Origin of the sequence: Aeromicrobium sp. Root236 (assembly GCF_001428805.1) — a bacterium.
In the GTDB taxonomy this organism is placed as follows: Bacteria; Actinomycetota; Actinomycetes; order Propionibacteriales; family Nocardioidaceae; genus Aeromicrobium.
The window spans coordinates 321,453-343,437 of record NZ_LMIS01000001.1 but is presented as its reverse complement, the minus strand read 5'-3'; the positions used below and the strand labels follow the sequence as shown (position 1 = coordinate 343,437).

Here is a 21,985-nt window from a genome sequence, read left to right as displayed (position 1 = left end):
GTCAGTCCGCTAATGCGGCCAGCAAGCGCTCGCCGGCGCTGACGCCCCTGAGCACCTCGTCCTCGGGCAGGCCGAGCAGCCGCAGGCACGCGGTGGCGATCGCGGGCGCCGTCGACGCGTCCGGCTCACCGTCGCGGCGCAGCGTGATGACCATCTCGACGAGCTGCATGCAGCACGCGCCGATGAAGGCAGGATCGTCGACCAGGCCGTCGACGAGCCGCTTGTAGGCCGACGCCAGCTCGTCGCGGTGCGCGCGGAACGTGTCGAAGCGCGGCTGCTGCACCTCGTGCGACAGGTAGAGCACGCCGACGTTGTGCGGCGTGGCCATCAGCGTCTCGACGTCGATCAGCGCCAAGGCGTACAGCGCTGCGGGACGATCGGGCTCGGCGAGCAACGGCGTGACGTACGCGAGGCTGGGTCGCACAGAGATCTCGAGGAGCTCCAGGAGGATCTCGTCCTTGCCGGCGAAGTAGTAGTAGAGCGACGCCTGGCGGATGCCGACGCGTTCCGCGATCGCGCGCGTCGTGGTGCCGGCGTATCCGTGCTCGGCGAACAATGCGGCCGCGGCACCCAGGATCTGGTCACGCGGCGCGAGGTCGGAGCTGCTCTGCGGCTTCGCGCGGGGACGGCCGACCTTCTGCGTGCCCGAGTCGGTGCTCATGCACCGGATCCTGTCACGGCGCCGACGTACGCGCGCCAGCCACCGAGGTCGCTGATGTCGCGAGCACCCGCCAAGGCGTACGGCTCGCAGAGGAATCCGGTGACGGACGTGCCGTCGTCGAGGTCGACGGTCCCGATCACCATCGGCGCAGGCAGCGCGCCCACGAACCTGCCGAATCCGGCGGCCGGTATGCGCCAGACCTCGCCCGGGACGCTCACGCCGCCGTCAGCAACTCGTACGAGACCGGGCTTGGGCGGCTGGGTGTCGAGCGCGTGCAGCCGGTACGCCTCGGCGGTCCGTACGTCAGCGACGAGCGTCCCGCCCGCCGACACCAGCTGGTGGTTGAGCGGCTGCCCGCTGAGATGGGCGCCGACCACGAGCAGGTCGACCGTGACTCCCGGGAGCAGCTGGGCGATCTCGGCCAGCAGCCGGTCGTCGAACGCCCGCCCGGTCAGCATCACGCCAAACGGCAGACCGTCGACGCTGCCCGCAGGCACCGCCAGCGACGACATGTCCAGCAGGTTGGCGAAGTTGGTGTAGCGCCCCATGCGGCTGTTGGCGCCCACCGGATCGGCGGCCACCTCCCTCAGGGTCGGGTGCCAGGTCGTCGTCGGGGTCAGCAGTGCGGCGAAGCCGTCGAGCAGCTCGTGCCCCTCCGCGCCGAGCCGCTCCAGCCGCTCGAGGTCCCGGAAGTAGTCGACCGCCGTCGCGTCGGACCCGCCCTGCACGATCGCCGCGACCGTCGGGTCGAGGTCGGTGCCGATGAGGTCGGCGTGCTTCGTGATGTGGTCGCCGACGGCCGCCGTGCGTTCGGCCACGAACGCACCGCCGTACAGCAGCTCGGCGGCGCGCAGCAGCGGCGTGATGTCGACCGGCACGACCTCGACACCGGCGCCGGCGAGTCGCGCGACGACCGCGCCGAACGCCTCGGCCCAGCCGTCGGCGAGGCCCTCGAGGTTGCCGGCGGCAGGGACCGCGATCCGTGGCGGCGCCGTTGTGAGCTGAGCCGGTCTGTCGCCTCGCGCTCCGGGGTCGATCCCGTCGGGGCCGCTGAGCAGCTCGACCGTCGTACGAGCCAGCCCGAGCTCGCGGGCGAACACCGTCACGCAGTCGAGGCTCCGGCACGCCGGCACGACGCCCGTGGTCGGGATCAAGCCCTTGGTCGGCTTGACCCCGACGATGCCGTTGAGAGCCGCCGGCACCCGCCCGGACCCGGCGGTGTCGGTCCCGAGCGCGATGTCGGCGACGCCGAGAGCCACCATGACGGCCGACCCTGAGCTCGATCCGCCGGAGATGCGGCTCGGGTCCCAGGCGTTGCGCACGGCGCCGTACGGACTGCGGGTGCCGACCAGCCCCGTGGCGAACTGGTCGAGGTTGGTCTTGCCGAGCACGATCGCGCCGGCAGCGCGCAGCCGAGCGACGGCGGTCGAGTCCGCGTCCGGCACATAGCGGTACGACGCTGCGCCCGCCGTCGTCGGCATGCCGGCCACGTCGATGTTGTCCTTGACCGCTGCCGTCAGCCCCGCCAGCGGCAGTGACTCCCCCGCCGCCACACGTGCGTCGACCGCAGCCGCCTCCGCGAGTGCGTCGTCGAGCGTGCGCAGGTGGATCCACGCCTCGGGCCGGTCGATCGTCGAGATCCGCTCGTATGCCGCGGTGACCCGCTCGGTCGCTGTCATGCCTGCTCCTTGATCGCCATCAGTACCTGTCCGGGGGTGACCTGCTCGCCGGGCGCCACATAGATCTCCACGACCTCGCCGTCGACCGGCGAGCTCATCGGTGTCTCCATCTTCATCGCCTCGAGCGCCACGACGCGGTCGCCGGCTCGCACCTGGGCGCCGAGCTCGACCGCGACCTGCCAGACGCTGGACACGAACGGCGCCAGCACGGGGGTGCTGCCGGGCGGGATGTCCACTGGCGCTCCGGCAACGGCGGCGGGTGGTTCGGGCTTGACGTCGAACTCGCCCGAGGCGCGCCAACGTTCCTTCTCGGCCTCGAACGCCGCAGCCTGTTGCGCACGGAAGTCCCCGATCGACTCCGCGTTGTCGGCGAGGAAGCGCTCGTGGTCCGCGAGCGCGAAGAGGCCGTCCTCGGTGTCGACGGGTCCGCGCCCGGCGGCAGTCTCGGCCCGCAGCTCGAGCAGCTCCTCGGCCGAGACCGGGTACCACTCGATCCGGTCGAAGAACCGCAGCGCCCAGGGTTGCTCGTCGGAGAGCCCGCCGCGGCGGAAGCTGTTCCACACCTGCGTCGTGCGGCCGACGAGCTGGTAGCCGCCGGGGCCCTCCATGCCGTAGATGCAGAGGTACGCCCCGCCGATCCCGACCGAGTTCTCCGCCGTCCACGTCCGTGCCGGGTTGTACTTGGTCGTGACCAGCCGGTGCCGTGGGTCGAGCGGCGTGGCCACCGGAGCGCCGAGGTAGACGTCGCCGAGGCCCAGCACCAGGTAGCTGGCGCCGAAGACGGTGCTGTGCACGTCGTCGACCGATTCCAGCCCATTGATGCGGCGGATGAACTCGATGTTCCACGGCGTCCACGGGGCGTCATCGCGTACGCCCGCCATGTAGCGCTCGGTGGCCAGCCTGGTCGCCGGGTCGTCCCACGACAGCGGCAGCCGGACCCTGCGCGACGGCACGACGAGCTCGTTGGTGGCCGGCAGGTCGTGCTCGATCTCCTGCATCAGGCCGGCGAGCCGGGCCGCGCCGATCACGTTGGCATCGGTGTGCACCTGCAGCGAGCGGATCCCGGGCGTGACGTCGAGGATGCCCGCCGGTGCCACCTCCTGCAGCCGGGTCATCAGCGCGTGCACGCGCATGCGCAAGCCAAGGTCGAGCACCTGGGCGCCGTACTCGACGAGCAGGTTGTCGTCGCCGTCGCGCCGGTACGTCACCGCGGGCCGTCCGCCAGCGGTCGGTTCGAGGCGCGCGATCACTCCGTCGTCCCCGTCGCCACCCCTCGTCGGCACGGTCACCGCAGCTCGGTGCGAGTCGAGCGCCGCGGCGTCCGCCTCGCGCACCGGGACGAAGCGCACGGTGTCCCCCGGCCGCAGCTGGCCGAGCTTCCACAGCTCACCGCTCGCCACGACCGCCGGGCACACGAAGCCGCCGAGCGAGGGCCCGTCGGGACCCAGGATGATCGGCGTGTCACCGGTGAAGTCGAGCGCGCCGACGGCGTACGGCGTGTCATGGATGTTGGAGGGGTGCAGCCCGGCCTCGCCACCGTCGCTGCGGGCCCAGGTCGGTCGCGGACCCATGAGACGTACGCCCGTGCGAGCGGAGTTGAAGTGCACCTCGTAGTCGGTCGCGTAGAGCGTGTCGATGTCGTCGCGGGTGAAGAACTCGGGCGCAGCGTGGGGGCCCTCGGTGACGCCGACCTCCCACGACGACGTCAGGTGCGGGCGTCGTTCCGGCGGCGTCGGGCCGCCGATGCGTGTCAGCGTCGCACCCTCGGCGAACGCCGGGTGGTCCGCCTCGGCGTCCTGCGATCCCGGGCGCAGCACGTCACCGGGCACGAGCGCCCGCCCACCATGACCGCCGAAGCCGCCGAGCGTGAACGTCGACGCGCTGCCGAGATAGGTCGGCACGTCGATGCCACCGCGTACGGCGATCGCCAGCCGGAGACCGGGACCTGCCGCCGTGCCGATCGCGAGCACCGATCCGGCGCCCACGTCGAGCGGCTCCCACATGGGCGCGGCCTCGCCGTCGATCGTGACCTCGGCCGGTGCGCCGGTCACGCACACGACGGCCGGGTAGGAGAACCGCAGGGTGGGCCCGGTCGCGGTGACCTCGAGCCCCGGCGCACCCTCGGGGTTGCCGACGGCGAGGTTCGCCTCGCGCAGCGAGACGGCATCCATCGGCCCCGACGGCGGCACGCCGACCTGCCAGTGGCCGATGCGGCCGGGCAGGTCCTGCACCGTGGTCATCGCACCGGCCTCGATCACGTCGATGCGCGGATCCGGGTCCTCCGTCGTCGACAGCGTCGAGGTGGAGTGCGTCGCGCTGCGGAGCGCGTCGCCGTCGGCGAGATCGCGAAGCAGCCCGAGGTTCGTCACGACGCCGTCGACACGACTCGTCGCGAGACCCTCGCCGAGGAGGTCGAGCGCCGCGTCCCTCGACGGCGCCAAGGCGATGACCTTCGCCAGCATCGGGTCGTAGAACGGGGAGACCTCGAGGCCGGTCTCGATCCAGCTGTCGACGCGTACGTCCGGCAGAGCGGGAGCGTCCTGCCCGGGGAACACCGCACGGGTCACCAACCCGCTCGACGGGACGTTGTCCTTCGCGGGGTCCTCGGCGTACACGCGAGCCTCCACGGCGACGCCGTCCGCGGACCACGTGCGGTCGAAGATGCCTTCGATCCGTTCAGCACCGTCGCGCGCCAGTCGCAGCATCAGCTCCACGAGGTCGACGCCGTAGACCATCTCGGTCACCGGGTGCTCGACCTGCAGGCGGGTGTTGACCTCGAGGAACGCAGCCTCCTCCCGAACGGGGTCGTAGACGAACTCGACGGTGCCTGCGGAGCGGTAGTCGACGGAGGCGGCCAGTGACGCGGCAGCCTCGTGCATCGCCGCCCGTACGTGATCAGGCAACGCGGGCGCCGGAGCCTCCTCGATGACCTTCTGGTTGCGGCGCTGCAACGAGCAGTCGCGGTCGCCGATGACCGCGATGCGACCGTCACCGTCGCCGAAGACCTGCACCTCGACGTGCCGCGCCGGACGGACGAGCCGCTCGAGGAACACGCCGGAGGAGCCGAACGACGCCTCGGCCTGACGGACCACCCGCTCGTACGCTGAGCGCACCTCCTCGACCGTGGCGCAGGCCTGCATCCCGATGCCGCCTCCCCCGCCGGTCGCCTTGACCATGACGGGCAGGCCGACCCGCTGCGCCTCGCGTACGGCGTCCTCCGCCGAGTCGAGCAGGCCGGTGCCGACGAGCATCGGCACCCCGGCCTTCTCAGCCAGCTCACGGGCGGTGTGCTTGCTGCCGAACCACTCGATCTGGCGCGGCGTCGGGCCGACGAACGCCATCCCGGCGTCCTCCACGGCACGCGCGAAGTCGGCGCTCTCGGACAGGAAGCCGTAGCCGGGGTGGATCGCGCCGGCGCCCGTACGCGCTGCCGCGTCGAGAACAGCCTCGATCCGCAGGTACGAGTCACGTGCCGGGGCCGGGCCGAGCAGCACGGCCTCGTCGGCCTCTCGTACGTGCGGCGCTGCGCGATCGGCCTCGGAGTAGACCGCGACGGTGCGCAGGCCGAGATCGTTGGCCGAGCGCACGATGCGGCGGGCGATCTCCCCGCGGTTGGCGATCAGCAGGGTGTCGAAGCTCATCGGACGGCGTCCTCGTTCCGGGTCACGATCATGCGCAGCGGGGTGGGGTTGAACTCGTTGCACGGGTTGTTCATCTGCGGGCAGTTGGACACGATCACCAGCACGTCCATGTCGGCGCGGATCGCCACGCGGCGACCGGGTGCCGACAGCCCGTCGACGATGCCGAGGGCACCGTCGGCCTCCACGGGGACGTTCATGAACCAGTTGAGGTTGGACACCAGGTCGCGCGAGGTCAGCCCGTGGCGGCTCGCCTCGGCGAGGAAGTTCTCGCGGCAGCCGTGCTGGTACGCCGTGTGGTGGCCGTAGCGAAGCGTGTTCGACTCCTTGCTGCAGGCGCCGCCGATCGTGTCCTGCCGGTCGATCTCGTTGCCGACGACGGTCATCAGCGGCCGACCGAGCCCCGATCGCAGCACCGTGCCCTCCCGGACGTACGCATTGCCCTGCCACGTGAGGGTGTCGGGCACGCTGTAGCGCTCCGAGGTGTCGTGGGCGTTGAACATCAGGCAGTCGGCGGACTGGTTGCCACCGACGTCAACGATCGTCAGCACGTCGCCGGCGCGGACCACCGCAGACCAGGGCGCGTTGGGTGCCACGCGCTCGTCCAGCACGACGTCGCCCGGCACGAGAGCCTCGCTCCAGTCGAACCGGGAACCCGGTGCGTACCGGGCGCCCACCGGCACGGTGGTGCGGATCGCTTCGACGGTCTCGGTGCTCACAGGCCCCTCGCCTCCAGGTAGTCGGTCGTGTTCAGATAGGCGCGCTCACGCTCGGGCGACGCGCCGTAGTGCTCATCGGCTGGGCCGCTCGGCTCGCTGCGCCAGGCATGGACCCGCAGCGGACCGGCGATGTAGTCCGTACGCGGGTCGAGCGGGTGCGGGACGTTGGCGACCAGCACGATCAGCGGCATCTCGGCGACCATGTCGACGTACGTCCCCGGTCCTGCCGAGCCCTGCCACGCCAGAGCCCCGTCCTCCTCGACGCGTACGCCTTGGAAGAACGACACCGACGGCGGCAGGTCGCGCGGAGTGAGACCGTGCTTGACCCCGGCGAGGGTGAGCAGCGCCCGGCCGGAGGGACTCGGCCCCTGCGGCGCTGCGTCGCCGTACTTGGCCACGTTCCACTCGTCCGAGGACGTGCCGCAGAACGCGTCGTGATGCGCCGACGTGTCCGCGACGACGGTCGCCAGCACCCGGCCCTCCCCCGACAGCAAGGGGTGACCGGCACCGAGATAGGCCTGCCACGGGATCTTCTGCGTGTCCGCGACGTTGAGCCGCTCCCATGGCTCGAGCGCGTTGAGCACCAGGACGTGGGCGCAGGCGTCACCGGTGACGTCCTCGAGCCGGAGCCGGGTGCCGCGTGCCACCACCTTGTGGGTGTAGCCGCCCGGCGCCACGGTCTCGGCCCAGACGAGCGCCGATGGGTCGACGTCTGCAGGTGCGAACGGTGAGGTGGCTGCCGGCAGGTACGGCATCCAGTCCGAGACGTTCGACCCCTGGGCGCGGGCGTCGGCCCGGGCCGCCAGGACGCTGGCGGTGTCGCGTGCGCCGACCATCAGGCGATCGCCTCGGCGGTGGTGTCGGCCGTCGTGTGGAGCGTGGGCAGCTTGATCGCGCCGCCGTGACGGATCCGGGTGCGCCAGTGGATGACCGCGCCGACGACGAGCGTCAGGCCGATGAAGAGCAGGGCACTCCACTGCAGCCACCAGCCGCGGCCCTCGAGGTCGTAGATCTCCTTGCGCGGCCAGGCCAGGTTGATGACCATGCCGATCTGGTACGCGATGGCGATGGCGTTCACGAGGATGCCCCAGCGACCGAGGGAGAACAGCGGACGGCCGTCCTCGTCGACACCGTCGGCGAGGCCCCGGTTGCGAACCCGCGAGACGAGCAGCGGGACGGTGACGCCGAGGTAGGCCAGGTAGAGCATCGCGATGCACAGCGAGGCCAGGGCGAGGAAGACGGCGCTCTGGTTCCAGTTGACCGCCAGCGCGATCGCCGCTCCGACGCCGACGACGACCGACGTGGCGATCGGGGTGCCGGTGCGCGGCGAGACCTTGGCGAGCACCGACGAGAACGGCAGCGTGCGCTCCCGCGCCATCGAGAACATCATGCGCGAGCCGGCCGTCTGGACCGCGAGGGTGCAGGCGAACACGACGATCGCGACAGCTGCGAGAAGGAACCGGCCACCGACGTCGCCGAGGCGAGCGGTGAGCACGCCGGCGAGGCCCGAGGTCGCGAGTGATCCGTCGGTGAGGCTCGGAGCGGCGAGCAGGCCGGCGAGCAGCAGCAGGAGCCCGCCGATGCCCGACACGACGAGCGCCCGGATGATCGTGCGCGGCGTGGTGCGACGGGGTGCGTGGGTCTCTTCGGACAGCTCGCCGGCCGAGTCGAAGCCCACCATGACGTACGCAGCCATCAGCGACGACGCGAGCCACAACGGCAGGTAGTGGCCCGGAGCGGCTCCGGCCGTGGTGTTCACCGTGCCGAGCCCGCGCTCGGAGTGGAAGAACAGCGCCGTCACGAGCGCGATGACCCCGAGGATCTCGATCACGACGGCCGCCGAGGTGACCACGGCCATCAGGCGTACGCCGATCACGTTGATCGCGGTGGTGAGGGCCAGCACGATCAGGCCGAGGACGACGGCGTTCTGCGCGCCGGTCGGGCTGAGCGGCGACGAGTCGGCGCCTGAGCCCCCGACGAGCTGGAAGCCGGTCCAGATCGCCGGCAGCACCGCCTGCATCGCGATCGCCGCGGTCGCCACCGTGAGGATCTGGCCGATCACCATGACCCAGCCGGTGAACCAGCCGAAGTCGGTGCCGGCGAGGCGGCTCGACCACTGGAAGATCGACCCCGAGATCGGGTAGCGCGCCGCCAGCTCGGCGAAGCACAGGGCCACGAGCAGCTGGCCGGCGAACACGAGTGGCCAGGTCCAGAAGAACGCTGCTCCGCCGAGGCTGAAGCCGAGGCCGAACAGCTGGAAGACGGTCGTCAGGATCGAGACGAACGAGAACCCGGCGGCGAACGAGGCGAAGCTGCCGACGCCGCGTCGGAGCTCCTGCGGATAGCCGAGCGCACCGAGGTCATGGGCCTCGGACGGTGGCGGAGAAGGCGCGGTCGAGGGTGGGGCGGTGAGTGTCATGGGGCGTCCTTTGAGCGGAGGGTGAGCCACTACCTGTCACGCGACAGATATCCCGACAAGTCTCGAACGGCGGCTGTTTCAAGCGTGTTGCGCGACCGTGAAGAGTTCGGTCCTCCGCCCTGCGGTGCCTGACCTCCACGCGGGGCTTGACTTAATTCAAGACTCGTACTAAACCTGTCCCATGGCATCCGACCTCGTCCTGGGCATCGACTCGTCCACCCAGTCGACCAAGGCCCTGCTCGTGGATGCCGCCACCGGCGAGGTCGTTGCGCAGCAGTCCGCCCCGCACCCCGACGGCACCTCGGTCGACCCGAAGGCCTGGCTCGACGCGTTCGACCAGGCCACCTCCGGGCTGCTCGACCGGGCCGGCGCCGTCGCCGTCGGCGGCCAGCAGCACGGCATGGTCGCGCTCGACGACGCAGACGAGCCGGTCCACGACGCGATCCTGTGGAACGACACCCGCTCGAGCGCCGAGGCGCGCGACCTCATCGACGAGCTCGGCGGGCCCGACGCCTGCGCCGAGACGATCGGCAGCGTGCTCGTCGCCTCGTTCACGTCGACCAAGCTGCGCTGGCTCCGCGACCACCAGCCCGACGCCGCAGCGCGTACGCGACGGGTGCTCCTCCCCCACGACTACGTCTCGCGGCACATCACCGGGGGCGAGCCCTTCACGGACCGCGGCGACGCGTCCGGCACCGGCTACTTCTCCACCGGCAAGGACGACTGGCTGCCCGAGCTCGCCGAGTCCGCGATCGGCCACGCCGTCGAGCTCCCCCGCATCGTCGCCTCGTCCGAGGTCGCCGCGAAGACCGCGAGCGGGCTCGTCGTCGGCGCCGGCACGGGCGACAACATGGCCGCCGCGCTCGCCCTCGACCTCGCACCCGGCGACGTCGTGGTGTCGATCGGTACGTCCGGCGTCGCCTCCGCGATCAGCGAGTCCCGCATCGCCGACGGCACCGGTTCGGTCACCGGCTTCGCCGACGCGACAGGCCGGTTCCTGCCGATGGCCACGACGATGAACGCCGCCCGCATCCTCGACCTGCAGGCCCGCCTGCTCGGTGTCGACCACGACGAGCTCGGCCGCCTGGCGCTCGCCGCTCCCCCGGGCGCCAACGGGCTGACGATCGTGCCCTACTACGACGGCGAACGTACGCCCAACCTGCCCGACGCCAGCGGCACCTGGAACGGGCTCACCTCGTCGACCAGCCGCGAGGACCTCGCCCGTGCCGCCTTCGAGGCCCTCCTCTGCTCGCTAGCCGACGGCGTCGACCACCTCGTCGCCAGGACCGGCATCACGGTCGGCCGCATCCTGATGGTCGGCGGCGCCGCAGCCAACCCCGCCGTGCACGCCATCGCACCGGCGATCTTCGGCCGTCCCGTCACCGTGCCGGCGCCCGGCGAGTACGTCGCCCTCGGCGCTGCTCGCCAGGCTGCCTGGGCGCTCAGCGGCAGCGCCGAACCCCCGACCTGGAGCTCGGCCACCGCCGAGACCCACGACGCAGAACCCACCCCTCTCGTGCGTGAGGCCTACGCACAGCTGCGCGACCGCACCATCCCGTGGTCCACATCCACCACCCCGTCACAGAAATAGGGCTTCCATGAGCATCCCGACCCCTTCACCCTCCGACAAGTTCTCGTTCGGCTTGTGGACCGTGGCCTACCCCGGACGCGACCCGTTCGGTGAGCCCACCCGCGAGCCGATGGACCCGATCTACGCCCTCGAGCAGCTCGCGAGCCTCGGTGCGTACGGCGTGAACTTCCACGACGACGACCTGATCCCGTTCGGCTCCGACGACGCCACCCGCGACCAGATCATCGAGCGCTGGAAGAAGGGCCTCGCCGACACCGGGCTCGTCGTCACGACGGCCACGACCAATCTGTTCACCCACCCCGTCTTCAAGGACGGCGGCTTCACGTCGAACGACCGCGACGTCCGCCGCTTCGCGATCCGCAAGGTCATGCGCAACATCGACCTCGCCGCCGAGCTCGGCGCCAAGGTGTACGTCTGCTGGGGCGGCCGTGAAGGTGCCGAGTCCGGCGCCGCGAAGGACATCCAGGCTGCGCTCGACCGCTACCGCGAGGCGTTCAACGTGCTCGGCGAGTTCGTGCACGACAAGGGCTATGACATCAAGTTCGCGATCGAGCCCAAGCCCAACGAGCCCCGCGGCGACATCATCCTGCCGACGATCGGCCACGCCCTGGCGTTCATCGAGACCCTCGACCGGCCCGAGAACGTCGGCGTCAACCCCGAGATCGGGCACGAGGAGATGGCCGGCCTCAACGCCGCGCACGGCTACGCGCAGGCGATGTGGCAGGGCAAGCTGTTCCACATCGACCTCAACGGCCAGACCGGCCCCCGCTACGACCAGGACTTCCGGTTCGGCGTCGGCAACGTGCGTGGCGCGTTCTGGATCGTCGACACGCTGCTCGCGGGTGGCTACGACGGACCCGTGCACTTCGACTTCAAGACGCCCCGCACCGAGGACGACAAGGGCGTCTGGGTCGCGGCCAAGGCGTGCATGACCAACTACCTCATCCTGCGTGAGAAGGCTCAGGCGTTCCGCGCCGATCCCGAGGTGCAGGAGGCGCTCGCCGCCGCGAAGCTCCCCGAGCTGTCGCAGCCCACGCTGTCCGAAGGCGAGGGTTGGGCCGACCTGGAGGCCGCCCAGCTCGCCGACCCCGACGCGCTCGCTGTCCGCGGCGCCGGGTTCGAGCACCTCGACCAGCTGGCGCTCGAGCACCTCTACGGGGTGCGCTGAGGGTGACGCTCAACGGGGTCCCGACAGGGACGGAGTACGTACGCCGGCAGAACACCGGCCTCGTGCTGCGCGCCCTGCGGGCCCACGGGCCGGCGACGCGTACGGAGCTGGCCCGGCGCACCGGGCTGGCCAAGGCGACCGTCGGCACGATCGTCGCCGAGCTCGAGGCCGCCCGCGCCGTGACCCAGGACGACGACTCGGTGTCGTCCGGTCGCGGCCGGCCCGGCCGTCCGGTGGCGTTGACGGGTGAGTCGATCCTCGGCCTCGGGCTCGAGGTCAACGTCGACTACGTCGCCGCCGTGGCGCTCGACCTCGGCGGCAACGTGCGGGTCGTCGAGACCCGTCCCGTCGCCACCGCCGGCACGCCGCCGAGCACCGAGGAGCTCATCGAGCTGGCAACCGACGTGCGTACGGCGCTGATGGCCGACGGCCACACGGTCGTCGGCGCGACGGTCGCCGTACCCGGCCTCGTCGCCCACGACAACCGCACGGTCTCGTGGGCGCCCAACCTCGGCTGGGACGGCCGCCACCTCGCCGCCGAGCTCGAGGAGGCCTTCGGCGGCGACTGCCCCACCACGATCGACAACGACGCCAACTGCGCCGCCCTCGCCGAGGCCGCCCACGGCGTCACCACCGACGTCAGCCACTCCCTCTACATCACGGGCACGATCGGCATCGGCGCCGGCATCGTCCAGGACGGCCGGCTCGTACGCGGCGGCGCCGGGTTCGCCGGCGAGGTCGGCCACATGCCGATCGGCAACCCCTCCCGCGTGTGCGGCTGCGGTCGCATGGGCTGCTGGGAGGCCTCCGTCGGCCTGCGCGCCATGCTCAGCGCGGTCGGGATCGACGAGGAGGACACTCCCCTGCAGACTGCCCTCGCCGTCGCAGACCTCGCCGCCCGCGACCCCTCCACCCGCGCCTCGCTCGCCACCCTCGGCCACGAGCTCGGCACCGGCCTGGCCACCCTCGCCGCCGTGCTCGACCCTGCTGCCATCGTCCTCGGCGGCTACTTCGTGCCCCTGGGTGCCTACGTCGTACCCGCCGCCGGCCAGGTCCTCGCCGAGCGCCTCCCCTCGGCGTCGATCCACCTCCCCCAGATCCGCCTCAGCTCGCTGGGCATCCACGCCGCCGCACTCGGTGCCGCGGAGGACGCCCTCGCCGACGTCTACGCCGGCACGCTGGCGCTGTAGCGACGCAGTCACCCCGCGACATTCCGGCTCCCCTCTGTTGTCAACTGGCGTCTTGGAGGGGTTTGGCAGGTTGGTTCTTTCGTGCCGTGGTGGGCTGGGCGTAGCGTCGTGACTGCGGTCCCGGGAGTGGCTTTTCCGAAGTGCCGATGTGCGGGGGTAGGTCGGTCGCGCTGGACTCAGGAGTCGCCCCGCGGTGCTCTCCCGGGACCGCCTTGCCTGCTGGTTTGGTGTCCGCGATGAGCTGTCGGTAGATGACGTCGGAGATGCGGCGTTTGAGGCAGCGGAGCGCTTCTTGTGGCTTCTTGCCGGCGGCGCGTTTGCGCCGGTAGTAGGCGCGGCCCTCGGTGTCGAGGCGTAACTGGGTGACCGCGGCGATGTGGATCATGTGATTGACCCGTCGGTTCCCTGCCCGGGATAGCCGGTGGCGGTCCTGCTCGCCGGAGGAGGCGTCCAACGGCGCGGTGCCGGTCCAAGACGCGAACCTGTTGCGGTCGGCAAACCGGGTGACGTCGCCGACATCGGCCAGGATTCTGGCGGCCACCACCGCTCCGATGCCGTGAATGTCCATCAGTCGTGAGTCGCGGGCCAGGACCATGTCCTTGAGCTCGGCGGTGCTCTTCTTGATCTTGGCCTCGACCGCGATCAACTCAGCCAGTTCTTCTGCAGCAATGCGGCGTCGGGTCTTGCCGGCGATGTCGCGGGGTCTGACGGTGGCCAGCATGGCCTTGGCCTGACCGGTGGTGATGTCACGTTTGGCCTGGCCAGGGAGCAGCTCGGCGAGCAGCGCCTGGAGTCGGCAGACGGTCTGGACCCGTCGTCGGGTCAGGGCTTCGCGACGGTCGGTGAGGATCCGCATCGCCTCGAGCTCCCCGTCGACCTTGAGCGCTCGCAGGTTCGAGGTGCGGACAGCCACGACCGCGACTGAGTGAGCATCCAGTGCGTCGGTCTTGCGGTTGTGGCCGGTGTCGAAGAGTCGGACGCGAGCGGCTAGCTTCGCCGGGACGTCGACGACTTGTTCGCCGGCTTCGAGCAGACGTTGGGCCAACGGGCGACCGGCCCCGTTCGCGCCCTCGACTGCCCAGACTCGTTCGGGCCAGGACTTCACCAAGGCCCGCATCGCGGAGTAGCCGGCCTGGTCTGTTGAGAATCGGCCCGATCCCAACATCCGCTCGTTGTGGTCGACGACCTCGATCGTCGCTGACAGCTTGTGGGGATCGACCCCGATGATGACCTGCTCCACCATCTCGCTCCTGCTCACTCGGCACCGGAATGGACGGCGAGGTGGGCATTGCTACTACGAGCTGGGCAGTCCCCTCTTGAGCCACGCCTCGTCAGCGGGGCCCGGCAGGCTGCAAACCGGAATAGAGCCACACCCGCAGGACGGATGGGCAGCCCAAAAGAGAGCGAACCTGCCGAGCACCTAGGCCGAGTCTGGCCAGACGCCGGCCTTGCCGAAAGTCTCTAGTAGCCCAGAATGGGTCAGGTAGTTGCGGACTCGCCGCGCATGGTGAGCGACGGGTCTTCCTCCAGAAACCAAGACGCAGCGTGGCTACGAGGCCGCCTTATCCCACAACCTGAACGCCTCACCTGTCGCCATCGTCGCTGCTGCTAGCGACGTCCCGTAACTCTCGGTCGTAGCTGATGAAATTCGGAGTTTGGCGTGCTGCTCGACGAGGGGAACCATCTCGTTTGGGCGGACGTCGCCCGGCCAGATCCGCGCGTTTGCTGTACCGCTGGCCAGGCGCCACTCTGCCAAGTACGCCCGCCTAAGCCACACATCTTCTGTCCTGGCATCGTCGATCGCTTTGGCAGCGTCCTTGAGCATCCTGGTCACTGAGTTCTCCCCGCGTTTCGGGCTCAATGTCGCCCTGAGAGACTTGTGCCGATTTTCGACCTCACCCGATCGTCGATTAACGTTCGTGAGAAATTCCGCGGAGACGGTACCCGCAAGTGAGTCATCCCGTGAGTAGTCCCGAAGAAACGAAAGAAGTCCCTCCAATTCGAGCAGCTCGACGAGTTGTATTCGTCGTAAGCGGGTGTCACGCGATCCGCTAAGCACCCAGATCGCCTGTGAGGCCGCTACCAGGGCGCCCCGACAAAGCGTGTAGAACGCGAACGGTCGCAACCGGGCCCCTCTAGAACCGATCGAAGCTGACCTGGGGAGTTCTAGTATTGCTGGATGCCGTCTGACAAGGAAGTGGCCATTGGTGCCGAGGCCGGACTGATTGGGCCGGTGCCGTATGCGAAGGTAAACGCGAAATTTGTTGCCCGTTTCAACAAGCGCGCCGATGAAGTGATGGAGTCCGCGTCGGCCGCTGCGGGAGGCCCCGACGCCCTAGACCTGCGCCTGGAGGCGAACGAGGAACTTGATGTTCTTGTAGGGGTGGCTTCGATGGCCGCTGCGACTTCGGCCATGCATGACAAGAGAAGACTGCTAGCACGGGTAGTTGCCGCCGCGCTTTCAGACGAAGCGAGTATCGACGAAGCCGCACTCCTCATAAGTGCCCTGTCGGAGATCGACGCCGTGCACGTTCGCGCCCTTACCGCGATTGGCCGAGCCGAAGATGACGCGAAGGCATCAGGTGAGATCGGGGTCACGGCGAGAGGCGCCGAGAAGCCGCTCACCGGCACTGTTCGCCAAGTCGTCGATAAGTTGCCAGATCCCGTCCTCAGAAAGCTGCTGACCGTCGGGCTCATAGAGGGGTCGATCCTCTGGGACGGTACCAGTCACGTTCCGGGTCTAACGACGTTCGGCGAAAGGATCCTGGCTGATCTCAGGTCGGTCGAAATCGAATGAGAGGCAGTACGCCCGCTACGTGAGTTGCTCACCAGAGTTCCTGAACGCCGATCTCACGAGCACAACCGTGCCAGTAACGAATACCGCAAGCGCGAACCAGGCGCGCTCCGTTCGTGCTGGGCCGCACCCAGGCGCATCACTCTTCGCTACTCGAATCACGGGTCCGCAGTCGTCGTTGCCGGTCGACGCTGGGGCGAGAACTAGAATCGCTCCTAGTACGACCAATACGATCCCGAGCAACGCGAGGGCTCGGCGCAAGTCAGACATGCGAAGAGAGTAGTGGGCCGTACACCGGCTGCGTCATTCCGCCGCGTTCTTGCGCAATCGAGGGTTAGAGGGTGAGGGAATCATCTCGGGTGCGACGATGTGCCGGTGACGCCCGACAGATTTGCCGACCGCCTAGATCCTGCCACGTATGCAAATGATGACGGTCACGTCGGTGTCTTTGAGTCAGACCCTGCTGAAGAGGATTCCCTGTGGATCTCCGAACGGCTTTTTCAAAGGCTCGCTGCTGTTGCCACCGCCTACGAACTGCACACCCTGCCAATGCTCGGCGGTTCCGATCCGGTGACGCTCAGCCGAGCTAGATGTGAGTCCCTGCTTGACGAGCTCGCCTTCGTCGCCGACCGCCTTGACGACCCGCTTGCAGCTTCAACGGCACAGGGTATCCAAGGCTACGTAGCCGCGCGGATCCACCGACCTCTATGGGATGGCGCGGTGACTTTCGAGGGCGAGTGAACGACCTGCAGCTGGCCCCGCGTCATTCCGCCGCTTACGAACGCTAGAAGGCGATTCCTCGACGCTCTAGCTCAGTTTCGGCCTGGCGAGCCTTCTCGCGCCCTCAGTGTTCGCTGCTGAAGAACCGTAGCAACAGCGGGCCGACGATCTGTGGGTCGACGACGTGATCCGACCCCTCGAGGGTCTCCCGTTGAGCGTGGGGTAGGAGGACTGCAAGCTCGTCGGCTGCGCGGTCGAAGAAGTCCGAGGGCAGGCCTGCCATGTAGGGGACCGTGATCGGTCCTCCGGTGGTGACCAGGACCGGTTGGGTGACGGTTGCCAGTCGATCGGCCGGCAACTGGTAGTGGTTGAGGAAGAGGCTGTCGTGGACCAGCGTGGGCGCGAGGGCGACCGAATCCGCCCAGTGCGCCGTCTGCTTGCCTGCCGCTTTCCTGGCCGCGATGTTGTCGTCGGAGGCGCCGGTCATGCGCATGAACAGTTCGAGAACCTCCTCGTCTCGCCCGGCGTCGAAGGCGCGCCGGGTGTCCGCGACGTACTGCTCGAATCGCGGGCGTATGTCGTCCCCGACCGCGTAGGGCACCTCCCACACGGCGATCGTGTCGATGGCTGACCCGGCCGCGGCGGCTTCCAGCGCCAGAGCGCCACCAGAGGACGCCCCGAACAGGTGTGCCGAGCCGCCCGCCTCCGCGATCAAAGCATCCAGGTCCTCGATCTCCCTTTCCACGGCGTAGGGCTCGGTGAAGCCGCTCGCGCCGCGTCCCCGACGGGCATAGTTGTAAACCGTGAAGTGCTCGGCGAGAGCAGGTATCAAGGGAGCGTTCTCGGCTCCATCGTCCTGTGCGCCGCCTACCAGGACGACAGCCGGGCCGCTTCCCTTCCTGTCGTAGGCGATGGTGGTGCCATCGTTTGATGTCACGCGAAAGGCCATCTCGTTCATCTCACATCTCCGTTCGAGAGGTTTGTCTCAGCGCCTGAGCAGCGTGCCGACGACGGCCTCGGTGCGCGACCACCGCACCCTTGCGATCACGGCCGCCACGACGAGAAGGGCGAGCGGCAGCCAAGGGCTCTGCTCGAGCACGAACTGATCGGTGATGACAGCACCGGTCAGCAATGCCGCCAACCCGAGACTGGCCAGGCCCGCCAGAGCCGGGATCAGAAGTCCAAACCCTCCCGCGACCTCCAGCGCTCCGACCAGGTACCGGAGCCACTGGCCAGCCCCGATGTCGGCGAACATGTCCACCATGACCGGGTCGCCGGCGAGCTTCGAGATTCCGCCGCCGGCGATGATTGCCGCCAACACGACTTGCAGAACCCAGACCGCGATGCTGCTCGCCCGCCTGGGCGCGTGCGCAACGGTTTCCGAGCTGTTCTTGAGGATGGTGCTCATTCGGCTCTCCTTGCCGTGCCCGGACCTGGGCGACTAGTCAAGTTTGATTACTCGGCCAAAGTAGACGAGGAGGAGCATCTAGTCAAGGTTGATTAGTGGACTGTTCGCCACGAACCCGGATCATCGGCCATGGTGTAGGCGCCCTCAGCCAGTCGTTTGCTCAGGCTCTTCGCCCACTCCAGTTCGGTGCGTGCATGTCCCGCCCACAGTTCGGCCTGATCGCGGACGTGTTCGGGAATGTCGGGGTTCGGGCGCTCCCGCCACTTGGCCTGCTCTACGAGCTCCGCTTCCAGGCGCGCGACCCGCTCGTTGACGTGCGCGATGGCATCTGTCCTGGTCAGCATGGGCAACATGGCGATCGACGCGTTGAGCATGGTGGGGTCATGCGTGCGCCGCAGACCGTGGCGGACCAGGTCAACTATCTCGTCACGTCCCCGAGCTGTTACGCGGTACAGAACGCGCTCCGGTCCGGAGTTGCCCGGCTCGGCGTGTTCGGTGAGGAGGCCATCAGCCGCCGCCTTCTTCAGCGCGTGATAGATCGAGCCGGGCTTGATCTTGGCCCAACTCTCCACGCCCCAGCTCTGCAGCTCGGACCGCACCTGGTAGCCATGCGCGCCGCCGGAGAGGTGCACGACACCGAGTACCAGGACCTTCGTCGCCGACATGCGCTTACCTCCGCTCAATCTGCTCGGACTCGCTCCGCTTGCGCGCCCGCCAGGGTGGTGTCAATTCCCACCCACACTAGGGTGCCCTCCTGGTCCGGGTGGTGTCAGCACTGATCTAAAACGGGGCTGGTGGAGACCTCCAAAGCCATCGTGGGAATCTTGGCGTTCCGCTTTCTACGCAAGTAGGTGGGCCAATGGGCGTGCGTCATTCCGCCGCGTCAGCGCGCCCCTTGAAGGCACCCGCCGCCCCTTCGTGCCATCATCGGGAAGCGAAAGGCAATCCGGGAGGGAGAGGCCCAGATGACTGCAATCACAACTCATGCGATCGACGCGCCCGGCGCCGTACTGACCTACGACGTCCGCTCCGGAAAGGACGCGGACAAGACCGCACTCGTGATGGTCGGTTCGCCGATGGGTGCCGCCGGTTTCACCACCTTGGCCGGCTACTTCACCGACCGCACCGTGGTTACCTACGACCCAAGGCAGAGCGAGCGCAGCAAACTCACCTCCGACACGGATCCAACCCCGGAGACGCACGCCGACGACATTCACAGGGTGATCAAGGCCGCAGTGGGTTCCGGCCCGGTCGACGTCCTGGCGAGCAGCGGTGGCGCGGTAAACATGCTGGCGTTCGTGGCGGCGCATCCTAACGTTGTTCGCACCCTCGTCGCCCACGAACCACCGCTCATCTCGGCATTGCCCGACCAGGAAGCAGCGTTTGCTGCCATACACGATGTCCAGGACACGTACGAGCGAGATGGTCTGGGTCCGGCAATGGCCAAGTTCCTAGCCCTGATCATGCACAGCGGCGAGGTCCCCGCCGACTGGCCTGATCGGCCCACTCCCGACCCGGCCCAGTTCGGGTTGCCGACAGAGGACGACGGCTCGCGGGAGGATCCGATGCTCGGCCGCGGCCACATTATTCACACAACCGGATACGAACCCGATTACGACGCCATCAAGGCTGCACCGACCCGGGTTGTCCTGGCGTACGGCATCGAGTCGGAAGGCTTGATCACGCAACGCAGCGCGGTCGCCGTCGCCGATGCCCTCGGGATTGCGGCGACCAGATTCCCGAGCAACCATGGCGGCTTTCTGGGCGGGGAGTACGGCCAGACCGGCAACCCTGAGGCGTTCGCGGCCAAGCTGCGCGAGGTGCTCGACGGCTGAGCCGAGACGTCACGGACGCTCCGCGAACGCGATCTGTACGCCGATCGGGCGAGACCTTTCGCTCTTCCCGCAGGCTACTCGCCCAGCAGGCCAAGATCGCGGAGTGCGCGGGCAGTTGCCTCTAGTGTTTATATGTTTGAGCGTGGGTCCCAACCAAGGACGGTACGGGCTTTCTCGTTCGACACTCGACGTACCTTCCCCAGTTCGCCGACCATGCCTGCCATGCCGGGATCGGTCTTGGCCGCTTCCCGTACGACCTCGTCGGGAAGGAGCGGCAGTTGTGGGGATTCGTGTCCGACGGCCGCGCGCAGGATCTCTGCAATCTGCTGGAACGGCAAGGGTTCACCGGTCGATGCCAAGAAGCGTTCGCCAGCGGCGGCTGGGTTGGTCATGGCCCGTAGGTGCAGGTCTGCCGCGTCGCGGACGTCGACCACTGTGGTGGCGAGTCGCGGAACCGCGGCCATGGCGGTCATCATCTGATGCGCGAGTCCGATGGATGCGGACAAGTCTGCTGTCAGGGGCGGGCCAAATATGCCGACAGGGTTGATGACCGCCAGTCCTAAATCGCCGCCTTGGGACTCCATGAAGTCCCAGGCAGCACGCTCAGCCAAGGTCTTTGATCGGATGTAGGCGCTGAGCGGTGCGTTCACATTGGTCCAGCTGTGTTCGTCGAACGCTTCATCTGTCGGCTCATGTCCGTAGCCCGCAGCGGCGAACGACGACGTCATCACAACCCGGTCAACGCCAGCGTCGCGTGAGGCACGCAGTACACGCAGCGCACCATCACGGGCAGGACGAATCACATCGTCGTCGCTGTCCGGCATCGCGGGCGGAAACGGAGAAGCCACGTGCAGGACGTAACGGGCCCCTCGGACGGCGTCTGACCAACCAGTGTCTTCGGACAAGTCCGCGGCGACAAGCTCGACCGAGACCTCGCCCTGAACGCCCGCGCGGGACAGCGCCTCACGAAGCTCGGACTCACGGCTCAGATCGCGCACTGTGGCGCGGACAAGATAGCCGGACTGGAGCAGCTGAGCAATCACGTGAGTGCCCAAGAAGCCAGTGCCTCCGGTGACGAGTACCTGGTCGTCAGTCATGCCATTTCTCCTCTTCGATTGCTGTCTGGCTCGTCGATGACGGACTCGATGCATGGTCAAGTCTTCGTCGCGCCTCGCTTGAACATCACCTGACTTGTCGCGCCCGACGGGAGTCGGTTCCGCTTGTCCTGTCCCTGACATGGAGAGTCGTACAACGCCGCGCTCATTCGAGAACGAGCACGATCTTTTCGTTCGTCTCCCCGGACTCAAGCAACCTGTGCGCCTCGGCTGCCTCCGCGAGAGGCAGGACCTTGCGCTGCTTGAGGCGGAGCGTTCCATCGGCGATCATGGGCATTGTCAGAGCTAGTGCATCAGGCGCGCGGTCGGGGCCTGGGTGTGACATGAGGGCCCCGGAGGTCGCAACCTCGGGTCCACCGGTCAGGGTGACGACCCTGGTGGGATCTCCAACCCTCGCGACCGCGTCCGTAAGTCCGCCGTGTCCCGCCGCGTCGATGACAGCGTCGACGGGTCCCTCGATCCGGTCGAAAACTCGGTCGCCGTAGGGCACAAATTCACCGCCCACTTCACGGATGAGCTGTTCGTCCCGTTGGCTTGCCACTCCGATGACTCGAATGCCGTCCGCGTGAGCCAACTGCACGATGATCAAACCGACTGAGCCGGCCGCGCCCAGCACGACCAGCGTCTCGCCCTGAGCAGCACGAATCTCATGCAAGGTCCCGACGGCAGCCTCTGCGGATGCGGGCAATGCGGCCGCGGCATCCCAGCTCACCGACGGGGGCTTGGGATACCAGACCGATGTCGTCACCCGCTCGCCGTAACCACCCTGCGCAGGTAGCAGGGCTGATACTTCGTCGCCGAGGGTTGCGTCGACGCCTTCTCCGACGGCCTCGATGACGCCCGCAGCCTCGAAGCCGAGCACGTCGCCTGCTTGTTGAGGGAAGACGCCGATCAGATGTCCAGCACGGATGTGCAGATCCGTCGGGCCGACTCCGGCAGCCTTCACGCGGATGGCCACCTCACCCCGCTGCGGCTCAGGGGCTTGCACCTCCCGCCATTGCAACACGTCCGGGCCGCCGAACTCCGTGATCACCATTGCGTGCGACAT

Annotated in this window: 18 protein-coding genes; 6 read left to right on the top strand and 12 right to left on the bottom strand. The window is 68.5% G+C overall.

All coding sequences use genetic code 11. The annotated features are described in order from the left end of the window. Position 1: 1 nt before the first annotated feature. From ASE12_RS01700 to ASE12_RS01675, 6 genes are read right to left on the bottom strand one after another with little or no spacing between them, the layout of a single operon-like run. Positions 2-661, bottom strand: coding sequence for a TetR/AcrR family transcriptional regulator (locus ASE12_RS01700; RefSeq protein ID WP_056396131.1), 660 nt, complete (start codon positions 659-661; stop codon positions 2-4). Continuing rightward, complete coding sequence (locus tag ASE12_RS01695) at positions 658-2,340, bottom strand: allophanate hydrolase (protein WP_056396128.1); 1,683 nt, start codon at positions 2,338-2,340, stop codon at positions 658-660. The genes ASE12_RS01700 and ASE12_RS01695 overlap by 4 nt, the downstream gene beginning before the upstream one ends. After that, on the bottom strand, positions 2,337-5,981 hold the full coding sequence (gene uca / locus ASE12_RS01690) for an urea carboxylase (RefSeq protein WP_056396126.1): 3,645 nt from the start codon (positions 5,979-5,981) through the stop codon (positions 2,337-2,339). The genes ASE12_RS01695 and uca overlap by 4 nt, the downstream gene beginning before the upstream one ends. Beyond that, positions 5,978-6,697, bottom strand: a complete 720-nt coding sequence (locus ASE12_RS01685) for an urea amidolyase associated protein UAAP2 (protein ID WP_056396125.1) — start codon at positions 6,695-6,697, stop codon at positions 5,978-5,980. Before ASE12_RS01685 ends, uca begins: the two co-directional genes overlap by 4 nt. Then, positions 6,694-7,533, bottom strand: coding sequence for an urea amidolyase associated protein UAAP1 (locus ASE12_RS01680; protein WP_056396122.1), 840 nt, complete (start codon positions 7,531-7,533; stop codon positions 6,694-6,696). The genes ASE12_RS01685 and ASE12_RS01680 overlap by 4 nt, the downstream gene beginning before the upstream one ends. Next, positions 7,533-9,116, bottom strand: a complete 1,584-nt coding sequence (locus tag ASE12_RS01675) for an APC family permease (protein WP_056396120.1) — start codon at positions 9,114-9,116, stop codon at positions 7,533-7,535. Before ASE12_RS01675 ends, ASE12_RS01680 begins: the two co-directional genes overlap by 1 nt. A 181-nt stretch (positions 9,117-9,297) precedes the next feature. Between ASE12_RS01675 and xylB the strand changes: the two genes are divergently transcribed. The 3 genes from xylB to ASE12_RS01660 are packed head-to-tail and all read left to right on the top strand — an operon-like array spanning position 9,298 to position 13,065. After that, complete coding sequence (gene xylB / locus ASE12_RS01670) at positions 9,298-10,707, top strand: xylulokinase (RefSeq protein ID WP_056396118.1); 1,410 nt, start codon at positions 9,298-9,300, stop codon at positions 10,705-10,707. Between the two features lie 7 nt (positions 10,708-10,714). After that, entirely contained in the window at positions 10,715-11,875 is a 1,161-nt protein-coding gene (gene xylA / locus ASE12_RS01665; protein ID WP_056396115.1) for a xylose isomerase, read from the top strand. 2 nt (positions 11,876-11,877) lie between these two features. Beyond that, positions 11,878-13,065: an ROK family transcriptional regulator gene (locus tag ASE12_RS01660; RefSeq protein ID WP_056396112.1), complete on the top strand. Its 1,188-nt coding sequence runs from the start codon at positions 11,878-11,880 to the stop codon at positions 13,063-13,065. A gap of 40 nt (positions 13,066-13,105) precedes the next feature. Here ASE12_RS01660 and ASE12_RS01655 read toward each other — a convergent pair whose 3' ends face one another. Then, positions 13,106-14,308 (bottom strand): IS110 family transposase, encoded by a 1,203-nt coding sequence (locus ASE12_RS01655; protein WP_056396109.1) that lies wholly within the window; start codon positions 14,306-14,308, stop codon positions 13,106-13,108. 936 nt (positions 14,309-15,244) lie between these two features. Between ASE12_RS01655 and ASE12_RS01645 the strand changes: the two genes are divergently transcribed. Together ASE12_RS01645 and ASE12_RS19935 are read left to right on the top strand one after the other, a co-directional pair. Continuing rightward, positions 15,245-15,862 carry a hypothetical protein gene (locus ASE12_RS01645; RefSeq protein WP_056396106.1) on the top strand — a complete coding sequence of 206 codons (618 nt, stop codon included), beginning with the start codon at positions 15,245-15,247 and terminating at the stop codon, positions 15,860-15,862. A gap of 372 nt (positions 15,863-16,234) precedes the next feature. Beyond that, positions 16,235-16,600, top strand: a complete 366-nt coding sequence (locus ASE12_RS19935; protein WP_157412776.1) for a hypothetical protein — start codon at positions 16,235-16,237, stop codon at positions 16,598-16,600. 103 nt (positions 16,601-16,703) lie between these two features. On the opposite strand, the gene ASE12_RS01640 is transcribed toward ASE12_RS19935, so the two are convergent. From ASE12_RS01640 to ASE12_RS01630, 3 genes are all read right to left on the bottom strand, one after another. After that, a complete protein-coding gene (locus ASE12_RS01640; RefSeq protein WP_056396104.1) occupies positions 16,704-17,537 on the bottom strand; it encodes an alpha/beta fold hydrolase in 834 nt (277 codons plus the stop codon). Between the two features lie 27 nt (positions 17,538-17,564). Further along, complete coding sequence (locus ASE12_RS01635; protein ID WP_056396103.1) at positions 17,565-17,987, bottom strand: DoxX family protein; 423 nt, start codon at positions 17,985-17,987, stop codon at positions 17,565-17,567. A gap of 92 nt (positions 17,988-18,079) precedes the next feature. Further along, entirely contained in the window at positions 18,080-18,652 is a 573-nt protein-coding gene (locus tag ASE12_RS01630; RefSeq protein WP_056396099.1) for a PadR family transcriptional regulator, read from the bottom strand. Between the two features lie 300 nt (positions 18,653-18,952). On the opposite strand from ASE12_RS01630, the gene ASE12_RS01625 reads away from it, so the two are divergent. Then, positions 18,953-19,822: an alpha/beta fold hydrolase gene (locus ASE12_RS01625; protein ID WP_056396096.1), complete on the top strand. Its 870-nt coding sequence runs from the start codon at positions 18,953-18,955 to the stop codon at positions 19,820-19,822. A gap of 128 nt (positions 19,823-19,950) precedes the next feature. Here the strand turns inward: ASE12_RS01625 and ASE12_RS01620 are convergent, their stop codons facing one another. Then, complete coding sequence (locus ASE12_RS01620; RefSeq protein ID WP_056396093.1) at positions 19,951-20,919, bottom strand: aldehyde reductase; 969 nt, start codon at positions 20,917-20,919, stop codon at positions 19,951-19,953. Between the two features lie 163 nt (positions 20,920-21,082). Then, the gene (locus ASE12_RS01615) at positions 21,083-21,985 is read right to left on the bottom strand and encodes an NADP-dependent oxidoreductase (RefSeq protein ID WP_056396090.1); all 903 of its coding nucleotides are present in this window, start codon (positions 21,983-21,985) and stop codon (positions 21,083-21,085) included.